This window comes from Nocardia sp. bgisy134, assembly GCF_965341865.1.
Classification (GTDB): Bacteria; Actinomycetota; Actinomycetes; order Mycobacteriales; family Mycobacteriaceae; genus Nocardia.
In genome coordinates this window covers 455,926-473,025 of sequence record NZ_CBDQZP010000001.1, presented here as the reverse complement: position 1 = coordinate 473,025, position 17,100 = coordinate 455,926, and the positions used below count along the sequence as shown (strand labels likewise).

Below are 17,100 nucleotides of genomic sequence, written 5' to 3'. Positions count from 1 at the left end.
CACGAGCAGGGCGAGCAGGGCCAGTTGGACCCGGGAGCGCGGCATCAACGTGCTCCGGTCTGAACGGGCCTGCGGTCGCCCGGCCGGTCGTCGACCAGGACCGGGGACGGCTCGGCGAGGATCGCGGCGTCGGCGACGGTGAGCTCGCGGGCGCGGTTGCGGCCGAGCAGCTGCAAGGCGGCGCGCAGCGCGCGGTCGAGCAGGTACGCGATGGCGAAACTCACCGGGACCATGCCGACAAGGACAACGAGGAACTGCGGGATGAACGGCAATCCCGCGACCCACAGCTCGAAACCGTCCCACCAACCTGCAACGCGATGCACGGATACCAGCCTACTGGCCCAACCTGAGCAACCGACCGGCGCATTCGGGTGGACGGCGGGCCTGGGCGGCACACATGATGGGGTATGGCGTCAACGGATGATCTGACAGTTCGCGAACCCGACGATCTGCCGGTGCTCAGCGCGCTCACTCAGTCCAGGCATCGCGGCACCCATCCCCCCATCGACGACTACGCCTTCCTGTCCGACTGCGAGACCAGCTGCCTGATCTCGAGCAACGGCGCGGTCGAGTGGATGTGCGTGCCGCGCCCCGACTCCCCCAGCGTCTTCGGCGCGATGCTGGACCGCAGCGCCGGGCACTTCCGGATCGGCCCGTACGGCGTCAACGTGCCCGCCGCGCGCCGCTACCTGCCCGGCGGCATGATCCTGGAGACCACCTGGCAGACCGACACCGGCTGGCTCATCGTGCGCGACGCGCTGGTGCTCGGGCCGTGGCACAACAACGTCCAGCGCAGCAAGACCCATCGGCGCACCCCGATGGACTGGGACGCCGAGCACATGCTGCTGCGCACTGTGAAATGCGTCAACGGCACGGTCGAGCTGGAGATGAGCTGCGAACCGGCCTTCGACTACCACCGCTCCACGGCGCGCTGGGAGTACACCGGCAAGGTCTACGAGGAAGCCACGGCGGTGTGCAGCAGCGATCCCAGCGCGGGCCCGACCCTGGTGCTCACCACCGATCTGCGCCTGGGGCTGGAGGGGCGCGAGGCTCGGGCGCGCACCAGGATGCGCGAGGGCGACCAGGTCTTCGTCGCGCTCACCTGGTCGGATCTGCCCGCCCCCAAGACATTCGAGGACGCCGCAGAGAAGATGTGGATGACCACCGAGTGCTGGCGGCAGTGGATCACCCTCGGCAAATTCCCGGATCACCCATGGCGCAACTACTTACAGCGCAGCGCGTTGACGCTCAAGGGCCTGACCTACGCGCCGACCGGCGCGCTGATGGCGGCGGCCACCACCTCGCTGCCGGAAACCCCTGGTGGCGAACGCAATTGGGACTACCGCTTCAGCTGGGTGCGCGACTCCAGCTTCGCCCTGTGGGGCCTGTACACGCTCGGACTCGACCGCGAGGCCGACGACTTCTTCTGCTTCCTCAACGACGCGACGACCGGCGACAACGGCGAACCCGTTCCGCTGCAAGTGCTCTACGGCATCGGCGGGGAACGCGATCTCGTCGAGAGCGAGCTGGAGCACCTGAAGGGCTACGACGGCGCCCAGCCCGTGCGCATCGGCAACGGCGCCTACAACCAGAACCAGCACGACATCTGGGGCACCATGCTCGACGCGGTGTACCTGCACGTGAAGTCGCGCCAGCAGGTCCCCGAGACGTTGTGGCCGCTGCTGGAGCGGCAGGTGAACGCCGCGATCACACACTGGCGCGAGCCCGACCGCGGGATCTGGGAGGTGCGCGGCGAACCGCAGCACTTCACCTCCTCGAAGGTGATGTGCTGGGTGGCGCTGGATCGCGGCGCCAAACTGGCCGAACTGCACGGCCAGTTCCAGCGCGCCACCGAGTGGTACACGATCGCCGAGGAGATCAGGGACGACGTGCTCGCCAACGGCGTGACGAGCGAGGGCGTCTTCACCCAGGTCTACGGCGGGGACACCCTGGACGCCGCGCTGCTGCTCGTGGTGCTGACCCGCTTCCTCCCGCCCGACGACCACCGGGTGCGCGCCACCGTGCTCGCCATCGCCGACCGGCTCACCGAGAACGGGCTGGTGCTGCGCTACCGCACCGAGACCACCGACGACGGACTCACCGGCGAGGAGGGCACCTTCACCATCTGCTCGTTCTGGCTGGTCTCGGCGCTGGTCGAGATCGGCGAGCTCCAGCGGGCACGGCACCTGTGCGAGCGCCTGCTCGGCTTCGCCAGCCCGCTGCGGCTCTACGCCGAGGAGATCGACCCGCGCAGCGGACGGCACCTGGGCAACTACCCGCAGGCGTTCACCCATCTGGCGCTGATCAACGCGGTCACCCACGTGATCAGGGCCGAGGCCAAGCGCGGGGCCGGACAGTTCCAGCCCGCACACTCCCCGCCGATCAGCCCCGCCTGAGCTGTGCCGCCGTCCGCGGCGGGTTACGCGGCGAGCGAGTCGGCGCGGTCGCGGACGGCGCGCAGCTTGCCCAGGTTGGTGTCGAGTTCGGCGATGCGGTCCTCGCGCCGGTCGCCGTACTTGCCGTAGGCGTCCTCCGCGACGCGCAGCGCATCGTCGGCGGTGCGCAGCGTGTCGGTGGCGATGTCGGTGAAGTGATCGCGCAACGTCCGCTGCATGGCGCGCAACCGGTTTCGCGATTCCTTGCTCACCTGGAAGATCACGTCGTCCATCAGCCTGGCCACCGCCACCTTGGCCTCGGCGCGGCGGCGCAGCTGACGGTTCTTGCGGTCGTCCCAGATCGCGTTGACGCCGAGCAGCACGCCCGCGCCCGCCGAATACCAGTTCACCAGCGACATGCCGAGCAGACTGGTCGCGAGACCGACCATCAGGATGCCGCCGTAGGAACCCCGGAGGCCGGACAGAACCTGTTGGGTCACACTGGCTTTGGCACTCTCCAGCGACTCCAGCGGCGCCACCGGCTCCAGCACCTCGCCCGGGTTGGCCAAGCGCAGATCGGGCAGCGGCGGGGTGCGGTTGTCGGCGGGGAACTTCGCGGCGACCTGCTCGCACAGCTCCACCGAGCGGTAGTGCGCCATGACGAAGTTCTCCTCGACGGCCTCGCAGATGCGGGCGTCTAGGTCGGCGCCGAAATCCCTCCAGCCGCGCGCCGGATCCGCCTTGGCGATCTCGGCCTCGGCGTCACGCACCAGGCTGCGTAGCCGGTGGCGTAGGTCGTGCTCGATGTCGGCCATCAGTTCGGTGGCGCCGTCGACGAGGGTGACCTGCCAGTTGGCGGTGCGCTGGCGCAGCTGATCGGCCTCTTCACGGGCCGCGAGCAGCTGCTGGGTGATCTGGGCGCGGCGGCGCGGATCGCGCAGCGCCTCGGCCTCGGTGTAGAGGGTGACGGCGAGATGGTCGGTCACCAGCCGGATGTCGCGCAGGGCGGCATCGCGGGCCACCGTGTCGGCGCGCGCCACCACGTAGTCGCGCAGGTGGTCGATCAGCTGCGGCACCCCGGACTCGATATCGCGCTGGTAGTTGCCCGCCTGGCGGTGCAGCAGCGCCGAGACCGGCGCGACGGCGAACCCGAGACCGGCCGCGTCCAGCAGATCGCGGTTGCGCTGCTGCACGTGCGACCAGTGCGGGTGGATGTCGATCTTGTTGAGCACGCAGACGACCGTCGGGCAGAGCTGCTGCACCCGCTGCAGGTACTCCAGCTGCACCGGCGTCAACTCGGCCGAGGCCTCGGCGACGTAGAGCACCGCGTCGGCGGCGGCGATCATCGACCACCGGGTGTGCTCGTCGCCCGCGCCCGGCGCGTCCATCAGGACGATGCCGTCGGCGAGCAGCGAACTCGGCTCGGTGAACTCGGCGCGGATCACGCCGTGCGCGGCCAGCGCCGGACCCGGATTCAGCGGATCCACCGGCTGGCGTTCGGTGCGGCCCGGGCCGGTCGACTTGACCAGCGTGGCGCTCGACTCCGGCCCGTACTCCACGATCACCGGTGCGCTCAGCGCGGAATCGGTGGCGCTCACCTGCGCCCCGACCAGGCTGTTGACCAGCGTGCTCATGCCGTTCTTCGGGTCGCCGACGACGACGAGACGGACCCGGGGATCACCAACCCTGGCGCGCACCATGCTCAGCCGACCGCCGAGATCGTCGCGGCCCGCGGATCTGGCCATCTCCCGCAGTTCGTCCAGTACCCGGATGAGCGGCGCCATCGCGTCCGGATGTTTCACCGTCGCGGACTCCAGTCCGGCTGCGGCAGACAACCCTCCTCCTCACTTCTCGTGTTCGCGCTCGACCGTGCGACGTGCGTACTCCCCCGGTGGTCCGGATCAGACCAGTGTCATATCCGGTCCGGCGACGGGGTGGTGCGTCTCGGTCATGATGGTGGTCCCTGGCAGCAGGCCCGCGTCGAGTCCGCCGTGCTCGATCGATATCGGAGCGACCGCGTGGTGGTAGCTCACGTGGTCGAGCTCGTCGCTGATCGGACGGGTCTTCGGCGGTTCGACCACGACCGGCGGTTTGACCGGCACGACCGGGGTCGGCACCGGGGCGACGGTCGGGACCGACGCGGTCGGCACGTCGATGTCGACCGAAGGCACGGTAGGCGCCTGCGTCGGGATGTCGTGCGTCGGGGGTTGCGTGGGCACCGAGACCGTAGGGACGTCGGGTGTCGTCTGGCCGCCGGTCGGATACGTGGTGTCCACGCCGGAGCCGGGGTTCGTGGTGCCGCCGGTATTGCCGCCCGTCGCGCCACCGGTCGTGCCCGTGCTGCCGCCCGTGGTTCCGGTGCTACCGCCGGTGGTGCCGCCACCCGGGATGGTGACGTCGTCGTCCGGGGTGGAGGGCCGCGGCGTGACCGTGACGCCGGGCGTCTTCGTGGTCACGTCCGTGCCCGTGCCCGGCGTCGGCACGATCGTCACGCCCGGCGTCTTGGTGACGCCGGGTTCCAGGGTCGGCAGCGTGCCGGTGTCCGGCTTGGTCGGGATCGGCACGCTGGGTGTCGGCACCGTCTTGGTGATCGTGGTCGGCGCGCCGGGCGTGGTCCCCGGGTAGATGTCGGTCGACTTCGGGGTGTCGGTCACCGACGTCGGCCCGGGAGTCGGCCGCGCGGGCGGGTCGAACAGCGCGGGCGCCACGGCCGCGGGGGCGGTCAGCGGCGACGGGCCCGTCGGCGTGCCGATGACGTTCGCGATGGGCGTGGTCGCGGCCTCCGGCTGGATGGTGGTCTGCAGCGGAGTGGCCACCACCGGCGCCGCGACGGCGGCAGGCGCGACCACGGCGGGGGCCACGGGAGCGGGCGGCGGCGCGACGGGGGCGACCGGCGCGGGCGCGGCGGCGACCGCCGGAGCGATCGGCTGCGGCGCGGCGGCCGCGGGCGCCGCATGCGAGACGGGGGCGCTCGCACCGGGCGTCGAGAGGCCACTCGCGAAACCGGCGCCGCCCGCGTTCGGACCGTGCTGCTCGGCGGCGCCGCGCGCGGAACCGGTCTCCGGCCGCGAACCCTCGAGCCAATCGGAGAAGTCGTCGAGCTGGTCACCGATGTTGGTGCCCGCGGCCGTCTTCACGGTCAGGCCCGCGGACGCCTCGACCCGCAGATCGGTGGTCAGATACGCGCCGTCGGGCCCGATGCCGAAATCGACGTCCAGGTGGGTCCAGACCTCGGCGCCGGCGTCGACGCCCAAGTACACGCCGAAATCCCCCGGCGACCCGACTCCGTCGAACATGTCGCCGGCGCCGAGCGAATCGCCTGCGCGCAGCGAATTGTCCGCCGACCGAGTGCTTTCGGCGGCCGACTCGCTCTCGTTCGACAACTTGGTGGCGGGCAGCTTCGGCGCGAACGGATTGGAGCCCGGAGCGAGGAAGCCCTCGTTACCCGGTAGGCCGAAACCGTGACCCGCCTGACCCAGCCCGTGGCCCGGCAGGCCGAAACCCTGGTTCTGCTCCCACCATTCGTACGGGGAACCGCCGCCCGGCGCGGCCTCGGCGGGCCCGGGCTGGGTCTGATCCCACGGCCCGTAGTCCGGCGTCGGGGCGAACCCGGGCGTCGGTGCGCCCTGGCTGTCCCACCACCCGTAGGGCGACTCGGACTCCGTTTCGCCTGGCCGGTTGCCGGTCCAGTACTCCGACGGCTCGGGCGCGGGCGGAGGTTCGAGGTGGAACTCGGGCGCGGGTTGGGGCGCGGCCACGGTGTGCGGCGGCCCCGAGGTGAGCGGCGGCGCGTACGGCAGCGAATCGGGCTCCGGATCCGGGAAGGTGACCACCGGGCTCGGCAGATCGGGATCCGGATCGGTGTTGTGCGCCCAGCCCGCGTTCCAGCTGTCCAGTCGCTGGCCGCCCTGAGCCGGGACGCCGCCACCGTTGGAGGCGATCAGTGCGCCACCGGTCACGTACGCTCCAGCCCTCGCGACGCGTGCGACACCGGTCGCCACACGGTACGCGGTGTCACCCGCGGGCTCGGCAAGATCGGTGTCGTCGTCGAAAGGCAGGTCACGCGTCATGCAAGCTCCACATCTCGGGTTTTCGGATCCTCATCTCGCTGGGAAGACCGAGTGAAGATCACCTAACGATATCCGGAAAACCCAGCTGTCACATTCTCCAAGACACCGGAGCGCGTGACGGTAACGAGCACAACAACCTTGCCATCCTGCTAACCGGAACGGAAGCCCCCTTTTCACGGGCCATCCGGACTGGACGAACGCCTCGACTGGACGCGAGATCCGGCCTACTTCTTCTCCTTCGGCTTGTCGGCCTGAGCGTCGGAAGAGAGCGCGGCGACGAAGGCTTCCTGCGGGACCTCGACACGGCCGATGGTCTTCATCCGCTTCTTGCCCTCCTTCTGCTTCTCCAGCAGCTTGCGCTTACGGCTGATGTCACCGCCGTAGCACTTGGCGAGCACGTCCTTGCGGATGGCGCGGATGTTCTCGCGGGCAATGATCTTCGACCCGATCGCGGCCTGGATGGGCACCTCGAACTGCTGGCGCGGGATCAGCTCGCGCAGCTTGGTGGTCATCTTGTGGCCGTAGGCCTGGGCCGCGTCCTTGTGCACGATCGCCGAGAACGCGTCGACCGCCTCGCCCTGCAACAGGATGTCCACCTTCACCAGCTGCGATTCCTGCTCGCCCGACTCTTCGTAATCCAGTGAGGCGTAGCCGCGGGTGCGCGACTTCAGCGAGTCGAAGAAGTCGAAGATGATCTCGGCCATCGGCAAGGTGTAGCGCAGCTCGACGCGGGTCTCGGACAGGTAGTCCATACCGCCCAGCTCGCCGCGCCGGGACTGGCACAGCTCCATGATCGAGCCGATGAACTCGCTCGGCGAGATGATGGTGCACTTCACGACCGGCTCGAACACCTTGCGCACCTTGCCTTCCGGCCAGTACGAGGGGTTCGTCACGATGTGCTCGGCGCCGTCCTCCATCTCCACCCGGTACACCACGTTGGGCGCGGTGGAGATGAGGTCCAAGTCGAACTCGCGCTGCAGCCGCTCCCTGGTGATCTCCATGTGCAGCAGGCCGAGGAAGCCACAGCGGAAACCGAAGCCGAGCGCCACCGAGGTCTCCGGTGTGTAGCTGAGCGCGGCGTCGTTGAGCTGGAGCTTGTCCAGCGCGTCGCGCAGGTCCGGGTAGTCCGAGCCGTCCACGGGGTACAGACCGGAGTAGACCATGGGCCGCGGCTCGCGGTAGCCGGTGAGCGGTTCGGTCGCGCCGTTGCGCGCGGCGGTGACGGTGTCGCCGACCTTGGACTGGCGCACGTCCTTCACGCCGGTGATCAGGTAGCCCACCTCGCCGACGCCGAGCCCGTCGGTCGGCTTCGGCTCCGGCGAGACGATGCCGATCTCCAGCAGCTCGTGGGTCGCGCCGGTGGACATCATCTTGATCTTCTCGCGCGGGGTGAGCTTGCCGTCCACCACACGTACGTAGGTGACCACGCCGCGGTAGGTGTCGTAGACCGAGTCGAAGATCATCGCGCGGGCGGGCGCGTCGCCGTCGCCGACCGGCGGCGGCACCTGCTTGATCACCTCGTTCAGCAGCTCGGGCACGCCGACGCCGGTCTTGCCGGAGACGCGCAGCACGTCCGAGGGCTCGCAGCCGACGATGTGCGCCAGCTCGGCGGCGTAGCGGTCCGGGTCGGCGGCGGGCAGGTCGATCTTGTTGAGCACCGGAATGACGGTGAGGTCTTTGTCCAGGGCCAGATACAGATTGGCCAGGGTCTGCGCCTCGATGCCTTGGGCCGCGTCCACCAGCAGGATCGCGCCCTCACAGGCCTCCAGCGCACGGGAGACCTCGTAGGTGAAGTCGACGTGGCCGGGGGTGTCGATGAGGTGCATCACGTAGTCGGTGCCGTCCACCTGCCACGGCAACCGGACGTTCTGCGCCTTGATGGTGATGCCGCGCTCGCGCTCGATGTCCATCCGGTCCAGGTACTGGGCGCGCATCGCCCGCTCCTCGACCACACCGGTGAGCTGCAACATCCGGTCGGCCAGCGTCGACTTGCCGTGGTCGATGTGCGCGATGATGCAGAAGTTCCGGATCCGGGACGGATCGGTGAACGTCTTGTCGGCGAAGCTGGCGGGCACTCCACTCCTCAGCTGGGTATCGGCAAACTGTGGTCTATCGTCCCATGAGCGCGGGTGTGCCCGGTCCACTGGTCCGGCCCCGACGCCGCGCCGTCCCGGTCGGCACCGCCACGCCCGGTTTTCCTGAGATGTCCCCCGCCGCGACGGGCCGTCCGAGCGGCCCGCGATCCCTACCGCAAATCCTCAGCTGTGCCAAGCGGATTGCGTGCCGGATGAGAAGTCGTCACCACACCGTTATCCTCCAACGATGGCCCGAAGTTGGAACTCTCTCGGCAAGCAGTTGAGCCTGATCGCGAAGGAGCAGGGTCCCAAGATCGTCCGGCAGCAGGGACCGCGGCTGGTGGAACGGCTGGTCGGCTCGCTCGCGCAGCGTCGCAACGGCAGCGTGTCCGTGCGACCGGCCGCGTCGACGCCGGTCCCCACGGCGCAGCGAGCCAGGCAGATCGTCTACTGCCCGCACCTGGACGGCCGCGCCGATCCCGGCGAGATCGTGTGGACCTGGGTGCCGTACGAGGAGGACCCGAGCAACGGCAAGGACCGCCCGGTGCTCGTGGTCGGCCGCGACCGCCGCACCCTGCTCGGCCTGATGCTCTCGTCTAATCCCGAACGCGCGCACGACCGCAACTGGATCGGCATCGGCAGCGGCAGCTGGGACCACGACGGCAGGCCGAGCTGGGTGCGCTTGGACCGGGTGCTGGACGTTCCCGAGGCGGGCATCCGCCGCGAGGGCGCCATCCTGGCCCGCAAGACCTTCGACCTGGTCGCGCACCGGCTGGTCGTCGAGTACCACTGGAGCTGAACGCGACGGCCCGATGCCGGCCGCGCCGGAATCGGGCCGTCGGCGCGAACCGTTCTCAGCTGATCATTTCCCGGCTCCGGCCGTACAGCAGGCCGTAGATCAGCGCGCCGAGCACGCCGCCGATCAGCGGGAAGATCACGAACGCCCACACCTGCCCTGGCGCGCCCTCCTGGTAGAACGCGACGCCGAGGCTGCGCGCCGGGTTCACCGAGGTGTAGTCCACCGGGAGGGAGACCAGGTGGATCGCCGCGAGGGTGACGCCGATGGACAAACCGGCCAGCGGCACGTCGGAGATCTGGTCGGTGCAGGCGAGCACCACGAAGACCAGCAGCGCCGTCAGCATCACCTCGATGATGATCATCGCGGCCATGCCGTAGCCGTTCTGGATGACGACCTCGCCGAGCGGCCCGGTCTTGGCCGACGGGCTGTGCTTGCCCCAACCGTTGGCGCCGAGGCCGTCGACCCTGCGGTCGTAGGACGGCAGATTCTTCGCGATCGCGAACAGCACGAGCCCGGCCAGGAAAGCGCCGATCAGCTGCGCGATCGCATAGCCGCCCGCGCTGATCGGGGTGAGCCTGCCCATGATGAGCTGACCGAGCGTGACCGCCGGATTGACGTGACAGCCCGAGATCGGCCCGATCGCGTAGACCAGGAACATCAGCGTGAGACCGAAGGCGAGCGCGACCCCGAGCGCGCCGACCCGCTCACCGGCCAGCACCAAGGTGCCGACACCGACCATCACCAGAATGAACGTGCCGAGCGCCTCGGCCGCCCATTTCTTCAAGTCGGGGATCGGCCTGTCCTCGGCCAGTTCCTCGACAACTTCCTGCGCCGTGGGAGACATACAGACACACCTTCCGCCATCTCGAGCTACCGGTAGACGAGGTATTGCTGCGAACCCAGACCATTCAAGATCAAACGGTGTTTGTAGGTGGGACGCTACGCCAGACGGGTGATCTCTACAACGACTTCGAGGTCCGTCGAGCCACCGCCGGAAAAGATTCCCTTCAGCGGCGGCACGTCGGCGTAATCGCGCCCGACGCCCACCGAGACGTGCTGTTCGCTGATCGGAATGTTGTTCGTCGGGTCGTGTCCCCACCACTGCCCCGTCCACGCCTCGATCCAGGCGTGCGACTGGCCCGCCACCGTCTCGTCGACGGCGGCCGCCGGATTCGGGTGCAGGTATCCGGAGACGTAGCGGCTCGGAATCCCCATGCTGCGCAACAACACCAGCGTCAGGTGCGCATAGTCCTGGCAAACGCCGTTGCGGTCGGCGAAGGCCTCCACCGCCGAGGTGTGCACCGAGGTGGTGCCCGCCAGGTAGGTCATCTCCCGGTGCACCCACTCCGCCGCCTCCAGCACCGCCTCGGCGGGCGAGACGCCGCGACACAGCAGGCTCGCGATCTCGGCCAGCTCCGGATCGCGCGGCGCGTAGGCGGTGGGCGTGAGCATCTCGCCGAAGCGGTCGGCCAGGTGCGCGCCGCGCAACTCCTCCCAGGACAGCTCCTCGGGCGGCCCGGTGAACGGTTCGGTCTCCACCACCGACGAGCCCGTCACCTCCAGCTCGGTGTGCGGTGCGTGCAGATCGAACGCGGTGACCGCAGTACCCCAGTAGTCGGTGTAGCGGTACGACCGGGTCGCGGGCACCGTCTCGACCCGGTTCAGGATCACGTTCTGTCTGCTGTCCGCCCGCGGGGTGAGCCGCGCCTCGTTGAACGACCGGGTGACCGGCGCGTCGTACACGTATCCCGTGGTGTGCACCACCCTGATCCGCCAGGTCATAGCTCCCCCACCACCGGCACCTGGCTGTCGTGGCTGCTGCGCAGGTCGGTCCAGGCCACCCACGGCGCGGCGTGGAAATACTGCAATGCGATGGCCTCGCTCACCTCGCGGCAGGTGCGCTGTAGCGCGAGCAGCCGATCCTGCAGGTCTTCCAGCAGCGCGCCGGGCGGCAGGAATTCGAGTTCGCTGCGCGCCCTGCCGAGCAGGCGTTGTGCCTCGTGCCTCGCACCGACCCGGCTGCTCGGGCGCTGGTCCAGCTCGGCGAGACAGGACTCGGCGACCCGCACCGCGTGAAACACCGAGCGCGGGAAAAGCCGGTCGAGCAGGATGAATTCGACGACCAGGCCCGCGTCCAGCGCGCCGCGGTGGGTGCGCAGGTAGGTGTCGTGCGCGCCCGCCGACCGCAGCAGCGTCACCCAGGCGGGCGAGGACGTGCGGTCGCCCGCGCGGGACAGCAGCAGGCGCACCATCATGTCCACCCGCTCGATGGATCGGCCCAGCAGCAGAAAGCGGTAGCCGTCGTCGCGGCTGAGCGTGGAATCCGACAGCCCGGCGAACATGGCCGTCCGATCCTTGACGTAGGCGAAGAATTCGTGCGGGCCGAGACTGCGCGCGGCCTTCTCCGCGGCGGTCAGCCCGTTGTAGGTCGCGTTCAGGCACTCCCACATTTCGCTGGAGGTGACTTCGCGCGCGCCCTTGGCGTTTTCGCGCGCGTTGGCGATCGAGTCGACGATCGAGCCGCCGTGTTCGTGGCCGAACGCGACCAGGTCGGTCACCGCCCAGACGTCGAGTACGCCTCGGGGCGGTTCGATGCCGAGCACCCGCAGCAGCACCCGGGAGGTGCGGTCCGGGTCGACGGTGGCGTCCTCGAGCAGTTGGTGCACCGCGATATCGAGGATGCGGGCGGTGTCGTCGGCCCGCTCGACGTAGCGTCCGATCCAGTACAGGGATTCGGCATTGCGGGCCAGCATCGGCTATTCCTTCCCTGAGCGCCGGGTGGATCGCCGCCGCGGCACTGTCGATCGCGGGCCGCCCTGGCGTTGCTCCTGCTGTTGTTGCTGCTGTTGCCGATTGGCCTGCGCGGCGGTGAGCTCGCGGCCGACCTCGCGCGAATCCGATTGCGGCGGATCGCTCACCAACTCCCCACCCGCCAGCTCGCGTTCCGCCGGCGAAGCACGCCCGGCCAGCACCCAGGTGTCCTTGCTGCCGCCGCCCTGACTGGAATTGACCACCAGCGAGCCCTCGGGCAGCGCGACCCGGGTGAGTCCGCCGGGCAGCACCCAGATGTCGTCGCCGTCGTTCACCGCGAACGGACGCAGGTCGACGTGCCGGGGCACCAGATCGTTGCCGATCTTGGTCGGCACCGTGGACAGCTGCACCACCGGCTGCGCGATCCAGCCGCGCGGGTCCTCCTCGACCCTGCGCCGCACCGCCTCCAGCTCGCTGGGGCTCGCGTCCGGCCCGATGACGATGCCGTAGCCGCCGGAGCCCTCCACCGGTTTGATCACCAGTTCGGCCAGCCGGTCCATGACCTGCTCGCGTTCGTCGTCGAGCCAGCAGCGGTAGGTGTCGACATTCGGCAGCACCGGCTTCTCGCCGAGGTAGTACTCGATGATCTTCGGCACGTAGGTGTAGACGAGTTTGTCGTCGCCGACGCCGTTGCCCACCGCGCTGGAGATGACCACGTTCCCGGCGCGGGCCGCGTTCAGCACGCCCGCGACGCCGAGCACCGAGTCGGGCCGGAAGTGCATCGGGTCGAGGAAGGTGTCATCGATGCGGCGGTAGATCACGTCCACCTGCCGTTCGCCCTCGGTGGTGCGCATGTAGACGAAGTTGTCCCGGCAGAACAGGTCCCTGCCCTCGACCAGTTCCACGCCCATCTGCCTGGCCAGCAGCGAATGCTCGAAGTAGGCGGAGTTGTGTACGCCGGGCGTGAGCACCACCACGGTCGGGTCGGCTTCGTTCGGCGCGGCGGACGCGCGCAACGCCCGCAACAGGTGGCTGGGATAGTCGCCGACGGCACGCACCCGGTGCGAGGAGAACAGATCGGGAAAGACCCTGGCCATGGTGCGGCGGTTCTCCATGACGTACGACACCCCGGACGGCGAGCGCACGTTGTCCTCCAGCACCCGGAAGTCGCCGCGCTCGTCGCGGATGAGGTCGATGCCCGCGACGTGGATGCGGACGCCGTTGGGCGGGACCAGGCCCGCGGCCTCGCGATGGAAGTGCTGGCAGGAGTTGACCAGCCGCCTCGGGACGACCGCGTCGCGCAGGATGTGCTGCTCGCCGTAGACGTCGGCGAGGAACAGCTCCAGCGCCACCACCCGCTGCTTGATACCGCGCTCCAGCTTGTTCCACTCCGCCGCCGCGATCACCCGCGGCACCAGATCCAGCGGGAACGGGCGCTCCTGACCGGACAGCGAGAAGGTGATGCCCTGGTCGATGAAGGCGCGGTCGAGCGCGTCCGAGCGGCGCGCCAGGTCCGCGACATCGATGGGCGCGAGGGCGGCGAAGATCCCCTTGTACGGCTGGCGCACCCTGCCCGCGTGGTCGAACATCTCGTCGAAAGCCGCCGCGAAACGGCCCGGGCCGTACCCCTGGAACAGCTCCGTCGAGGTTGCCCGCCCGTTGCCGTTCCGCCGTCCCTGGAGCCTGTTCGAATTCGGCGCCGTAGACCGTCCCGAACGCGGCGGGGAGGCGGAAGTCATGCAAAAATCGTGCAACACGCAGGGGTGACGCCATGTGAGACGCAGGTAAATTTCTTGCATCGTCCGGCCACCGCCGAAATTCGGCCACGGTCCCGCCGTCCGGACAGGCCCCGACGCGCCGATTTCGTGTGCCGCGCGGCGGCTGGTAACCTCGACCTTCGGCGTCGCGATACCCGTTCACCTCGGGCGTGTCGTACGCGCAAGACTTCTCAGTACATACCACTCAGCGACAGGAACACGAGGAAACAGGCGTGGCCAACATCAAGTCCCAGATGAAGCGGATCCGTACCAACGAGGCGGCGCGCAAGCGCAACCAGTCGGTCAAGTCCGCGCTGCGCACCGCGATCCGCAGCTTCCGGGAAGCCGCTGCCGCCGGTGACAAGGATCAGGCCGGCGAGCGTCTCCAGTTCGCCAGCCGCAAGCTGGACAAGGCCGCCTCGAAGGGCGTGATCCACGCCAACCAGGCCGCCAACAAGAAGTCGGCGCTCGCGCTGGCCTACAACAAGCTCGGCTGATTCGCCGGTCCCGGGCATCCGGGATCCATTCTTCTGACGCCAGCCGCCGCGGCCTCGATGACCACGGCGGCTTTTGTCGTGTCCGACCCGAATCCGAGCCTCGTCGACGAGTTCACCGGACCGTAGCCGAGATGTCGGTGTCGGGGGCTACGATTCCGCGCATGGTAACCGTGTACGCGAATCAGACCGTGGTCAGAGCCGAGGACCTCCCGGAGGTCATCCGCGCCGCCGAGGTGCTCGGGCTCGGCCTGAAGATCGAGAACGTCATGGTCCCCGACGACGACGGTGGTTACTCGCTGGAGTGGATCGTGACCCGGGAAGACGATGTGCCCGTGTACGACGAATGGGAAGGCCGGTTCGAGGAATCGGACGAGGACGACGAACTGCTGCTCAGCTCGGCGGACTGAGCGACCGGCTCGGCGGGCGTCGTCCCGGGGACTCAGCCCCGCGGACGCCGCTCGGTCCGGCCGACACAGCTCGGCTCGACGGACACTGCTCGACTCAGCTCGGCGGGCTCAGCTCCGCCGCGCGCGGATTCTTTGCCGCGGCTCCGGCCATCAGGCGGTTCAACGCCGTCTGTGAGTCGGCGTCCGCGGCCCGATAGATGACGATCCGCTGGTCGGGATCCTGCACGGGCATCAGCACCTCGTAGGTGACGACCAGCGGCCCGACCTCCGGGTGGCACAGCGGCTTGTTCCCGCGCCCCTGCACCTTCACGTCGTGACGGTCCCAGGCGCGCGCGAACTCCACGCTGTGCGCCGTGAACTCGCCGATCAGGTCGGCCAGTCGCTGATCGTCCGGGTGCGCCGCCTATGCCGCGCGCAGGTCCGCGACACCTTCCCGGATGACGCGCTCACGCTCCACGTAGAACTCGCGCAGCGCCCGGATCGAGCAGGCACAACCACATCGAGTTGCGCCACCGTTCCGATAGTGCGTCGAAATCCTTTATGAGACAAGCCATTTCGCGATTCCATGCCATCGACCGTCTGGAACACGCCACCGCCGTCGACCTCGGTTTCCCGCACGAATTCCTGTCCCGCCCGCTCACCAGAAGCGTCACCTTCGGCGACCTGAAAATCGAACAGCGGGCCTGAGCCCACTGGCCTGGTCGTCGCTTTCACAGGTCCTTGCAGCACCTAAAACTCCTGCGAGGCGTCTGTGCAGGGCTGTCAGTTCACGCAGGGGATTTGGTCGCCGGAGATGGCGGCGTCCACGGGTTTGCCGACGTCCGGGATGGGGAGAGTGGTCGGGGTGTGGGTGGTGGCCGATGCGGCGGCGAGAGCCGTCGGCATGGTGAAGTCCGAGCCGATGACGACCTTGATGCGGCCCGTGGGCACGGTCGCGGACCGGATGACAGACAGGCCGCCGAGGGTCCGGGCCAGGCGGGCGGCGTCGGCGTCGTTGCCGGGGCCGTAGTACACGGCCGAGGCCGAGCCCTCCGAGGACGCGGCGTAGCCGACCGTGCCCGTCAGGTAGCCGCGCGCGGCGAGGGCGGCGGAAACCCGTGCGGCGTAAGCGTCTTCGCCATCGGCGTTGAGCACGTCGACGGTGCTCGACAGCGGCGGCGGTGCGGTCGGCACGGTCTCACCGAACGCGGCGCGCACCTCGCGGCGGATGGCAGCCGGATCGACGATGTTCACGTCCTGACCATCGATCACGTCGTAGCGCAGCACCGGCAGGGTGCGGAACTCCACGGTCGGGCTGGCGGCGGAGCCGACGGTGCGCAGGAAGTCGGTGACGTTCCAGCCGTCGGAGAGCACGATATTGCGGTGCGCGACGTCCATCAGGGCGGAGAGCTTGCCGACGTCGGTGAATGTGCCCGCATTCCGCAGCTCCCTCGCGACCGAGGTGAGGAAGGCCTGCTGGCGGTGGGTGCGGTCCAGATCGCCGTTCTCCAAGCCGTGGCGCTGGCGGACGAAGGCCAGCGCCTGGGCCGGATCGAGGCGCTGGCGACCGGCCGGGAAGTCGGCGCCGGAGTATTCGAGATCGCGCACCGGCTTGCGCAGGCACACGTCGACGCCGTTGAGCGCCTTGGCCAGATCGTAGAAACCGGCGAGGGTGACCTCGGCGAACCGGTCGATCGGCACGCCGGTCAGATTGCGCACCGCCTGCACGATCGAGGCACGGCCCGCCTCCCGGCCCGCCCGCTCCAGCTTCGTGCGATCGGTCTCGCCCCGCGCCTCCATGTGTTCCTGCACCAACGCCTTCTTCAGGCCGTACGCCTCCTTGATCTTCATGTGGGTGTAGCCCGGGATGCCGGAGACGGCCACGTAGTCGTCACGCGGGATGGAAACCGCGGTGATCTTCTTCAGGTCGGCGGGGATGTGCACCAGGATCAGCGTGTTGGCGTTGTAGCCGCCCTGGTCGCTGTCGCCCGCGTGGAGCTGATCGAGGATTTCCTGGGGAAGGTCGTTGCCGTTCTGGTCTTTTCGCGTATCCAGGCCGATCAGGAGGATGTTCATCGCGCCGCCCAGCGATCGCGGCGCGTCGTCGCCGAGCGCGTGGGAACGGCCGAAGCCGGCGTCGAAGCCGTTCTCGGTGGCCCAGCCCACCGCGGCGCCGGCCAGCACGAGCGCCGACAAGCCGCCCGCCATCACCTTCGCCACCGTGCGACCGAAGCCGCGGGGTGGTGTGGGCAGCTGAAGCACGTCGCGGGACGCCCGACGCCGCCCGTTGCGGTCGGAAGCATCGATGCGGGGAGCCCGCGCTCGTCGCTCGTTCATCCCAATCCAGTTTGACACGGATTGGGTAACCAATCATTTGCCGCAATCGATAC

The 17,100-nt window shown here is 69.1% G+C and carries 15 protein-coding genes; 5 read left to right on the top strand and 10 right to left on the bottom strand.

Going from position 1 to position 17,100, the window contains the following annotated elements:
• Positions 1-44: 44 nt before the first annotated feature.
• Positions 45-323 (bottom strand): hypothetical protein, encoded by a 279-nt coding sequence (locus tag ACRWNM_RS02035; protein ID WP_431962825.1) that lies wholly within the window; start codon positions 321-323, stop codon positions 45-47.
• A gap of 84 nt (positions 324-407) precedes the next feature.
• Here ACRWNM_RS02035 and ACRWNM_RS02030 point away from each other — a divergent pair, with 84 nt between their 5' ends.
• Positions 408-2,396, top strand: a complete 1,989-nt coding sequence (locus ACRWNM_RS02030; RefSeq protein ID WP_431962823.1) for a glycoside hydrolase family 15 protein — start codon at positions 408-410, stop codon at positions 2,394-2,396.
• Positions 2,397-2,419: 23 nt separating this feature from the next.
• On the opposite strand, the gene ACRWNM_RS02025 is transcribed toward ACRWNM_RS02030, so the two are convergent.
• From ACRWNM_RS02025 to lepA, 3 genes are all read right to left on the bottom strand, one after another.
• Entirely contained in the window at positions 2,420-4,210 is a 1,791-nt protein-coding gene (locus tag ACRWNM_RS02025) for a dynamin family protein (RefSeq protein ID WP_431962821.1), read from the bottom strand.
• A gap of 66 nt (positions 4,211-4,276) precedes the next feature.
• Complete coding sequence (locus tag ACRWNM_RS02020) at positions 4,277-6,445, bottom strand: hypothetical protein (protein ID WP_431962819.1); 2,169 nt, start codon at positions 6,443-6,445, stop codon at positions 4,277-4,279.
• A gap of 224 nt (positions 6,446-6,669) precedes the next feature.
• Positions 6,670-8,520 (bottom strand): translation elongation factor 4, encoded by a 1,851-nt coding sequence (gene lepA, locus ACRWNM_RS02015; RefSeq protein ID WP_431962817.1) that lies wholly within the window; start codon positions 8,518-8,520, stop codon positions 6,670-6,672.
• Between the two features lie 247 nt (positions 8,521-8,767).
• Between lepA and ACRWNM_RS02010 the strand changes: the two genes are divergently transcribed.
• Positions 8,768-9,319: a type II toxin-antitoxin system PemK/MazF family toxin gene (locus tag ACRWNM_RS02010; protein ID WP_431962815.1), complete on the top strand. Its 552-nt coding sequence runs from the start codon at positions 8,768-8,770 to the stop codon at positions 9,317-9,319.
• 55 nt (positions 9,320-9,374) lie between these two features.
• On the opposite strand, the gene ACRWNM_RS02005 is transcribed toward ACRWNM_RS02010, so the two are convergent.
• The 4 genes from ACRWNM_RS02005 to ACRWNM_RS01990 all read right to left on the bottom strand — a co-directional run bounded on the left by ACRWNM_RS02005 (position 9,375) and on the right by ACRWNM_RS01990 (position 13,809).
• Positions 9,375-10,163, bottom strand: a complete 789-nt coding sequence (locus ACRWNM_RS02005; RefSeq protein ID WP_431962813.1) for an aquaporin — start codon at positions 10,161-10,163, stop codon at positions 9,375-9,377.
• A 95-nt stretch (positions 10,164-10,258) separates the two neighbouring features.
• On the bottom strand, positions 10,259-11,101 hold the full coding sequence (locus tag ACRWNM_RS02000) for a transglutaminase family protein (protein ID WP_431962811.1): 843 nt from the start codon (positions 11,099-11,101) through the stop codon (positions 10,259-10,261).
• Positions 11,098-12,072, bottom strand: a complete 975-nt coding sequence (locus tag ACRWNM_RS01995; protein WP_431962809.1) for an alpha-E domain-containing protein — start codon at positions 12,070-12,072, stop codon at positions 11,098-11,100. Before ACRWNM_RS01995 ends, ACRWNM_RS02000 begins: the two co-directional genes overlap by 4 nt.
• A 3-nt stretch (positions 12,073-12,075) precedes the next feature.
• The gene (locus ACRWNM_RS01990; protein WP_431962807.1) at positions 12,076-13,809 is read right to left on the bottom strand and encodes a circularly permuted type 2 ATP-grasp protein; all 1,734 of its coding nucleotides are present in this window, start codon (positions 13,807-13,809) and stop codon (positions 12,076-12,078) included.
• Between the two features lie 251 nt (positions 13,810-14,060).
• Between ACRWNM_RS01990 and rpsT the strand changes: the two genes are divergently transcribed.
• Both rpsT and ACRWNM_RS01980 read left to right on the top strand, forming a co-directional pair.
• The gene (gene rpsT / locus ACRWNM_RS01985; RefSeq protein WP_067840826.1) at positions 14,061-14,324 is read left to right on the top strand and encodes a 30S ribosomal protein S20; all 264 of its coding nucleotides are present in this window, start codon (positions 14,061-14,063) and stop codon (positions 14,322-14,324) included.
• Between the two features lie 161 nt (positions 14,325-14,485).
• On the top strand, positions 14,486-14,731 hold the full coding sequence (locus tag ACRWNM_RS01980) for a hypothetical protein (RefSeq protein ID WP_431962805.1): 246 nt from the start codon (positions 14,486-14,488) through the stop codon (positions 14,729-14,731).
• Positions 14,732-14,825: 94 nt separating this feature from the next.
• Here the strand turns inward: ACRWNM_RS01980 and ACRWNM_RS01975 are convergent, their stop codons facing one another.
• Positions 14,826-15,074: a hypothetical protein gene (locus ACRWNM_RS01975; RefSeq protein WP_431962804.1), complete on the bottom strand. Its 249-nt coding sequence runs from the start codon at positions 15,072-15,074 to the stop codon at positions 14,826-14,828.
• 197 nt (positions 15,075-15,271) lie between these two features.
• Between ACRWNM_RS01975 and ACRWNM_RS01970 the strand changes: the two genes are divergently transcribed.
• Positions 15,272-15,418 carry a hypothetical protein gene (locus ACRWNM_RS01970; RefSeq protein WP_431962802.1) on the top strand — a complete coding sequence of 49 codons (147 nt, stop codon included), beginning with the start codon at positions 15,272-15,274 and terminating at the stop codon, positions 15,416-15,418.
• Between the two features lie 75 nt (positions 15,419-15,493).
• Here ACRWNM_RS01970 and ACRWNM_RS01965 read toward each other — a convergent pair whose 3' ends face one another.
• On the bottom strand, positions 15,494-17,047 hold the full coding sequence (locus ACRWNM_RS01965; RefSeq protein WP_431962800.1) for an LCP family protein: 1,554 nt from the start codon (positions 17,045-17,047) through the stop codon (positions 15,494-15,496).
• Positions 17,048-17,100: the final 53 nt, after the last annotated feature.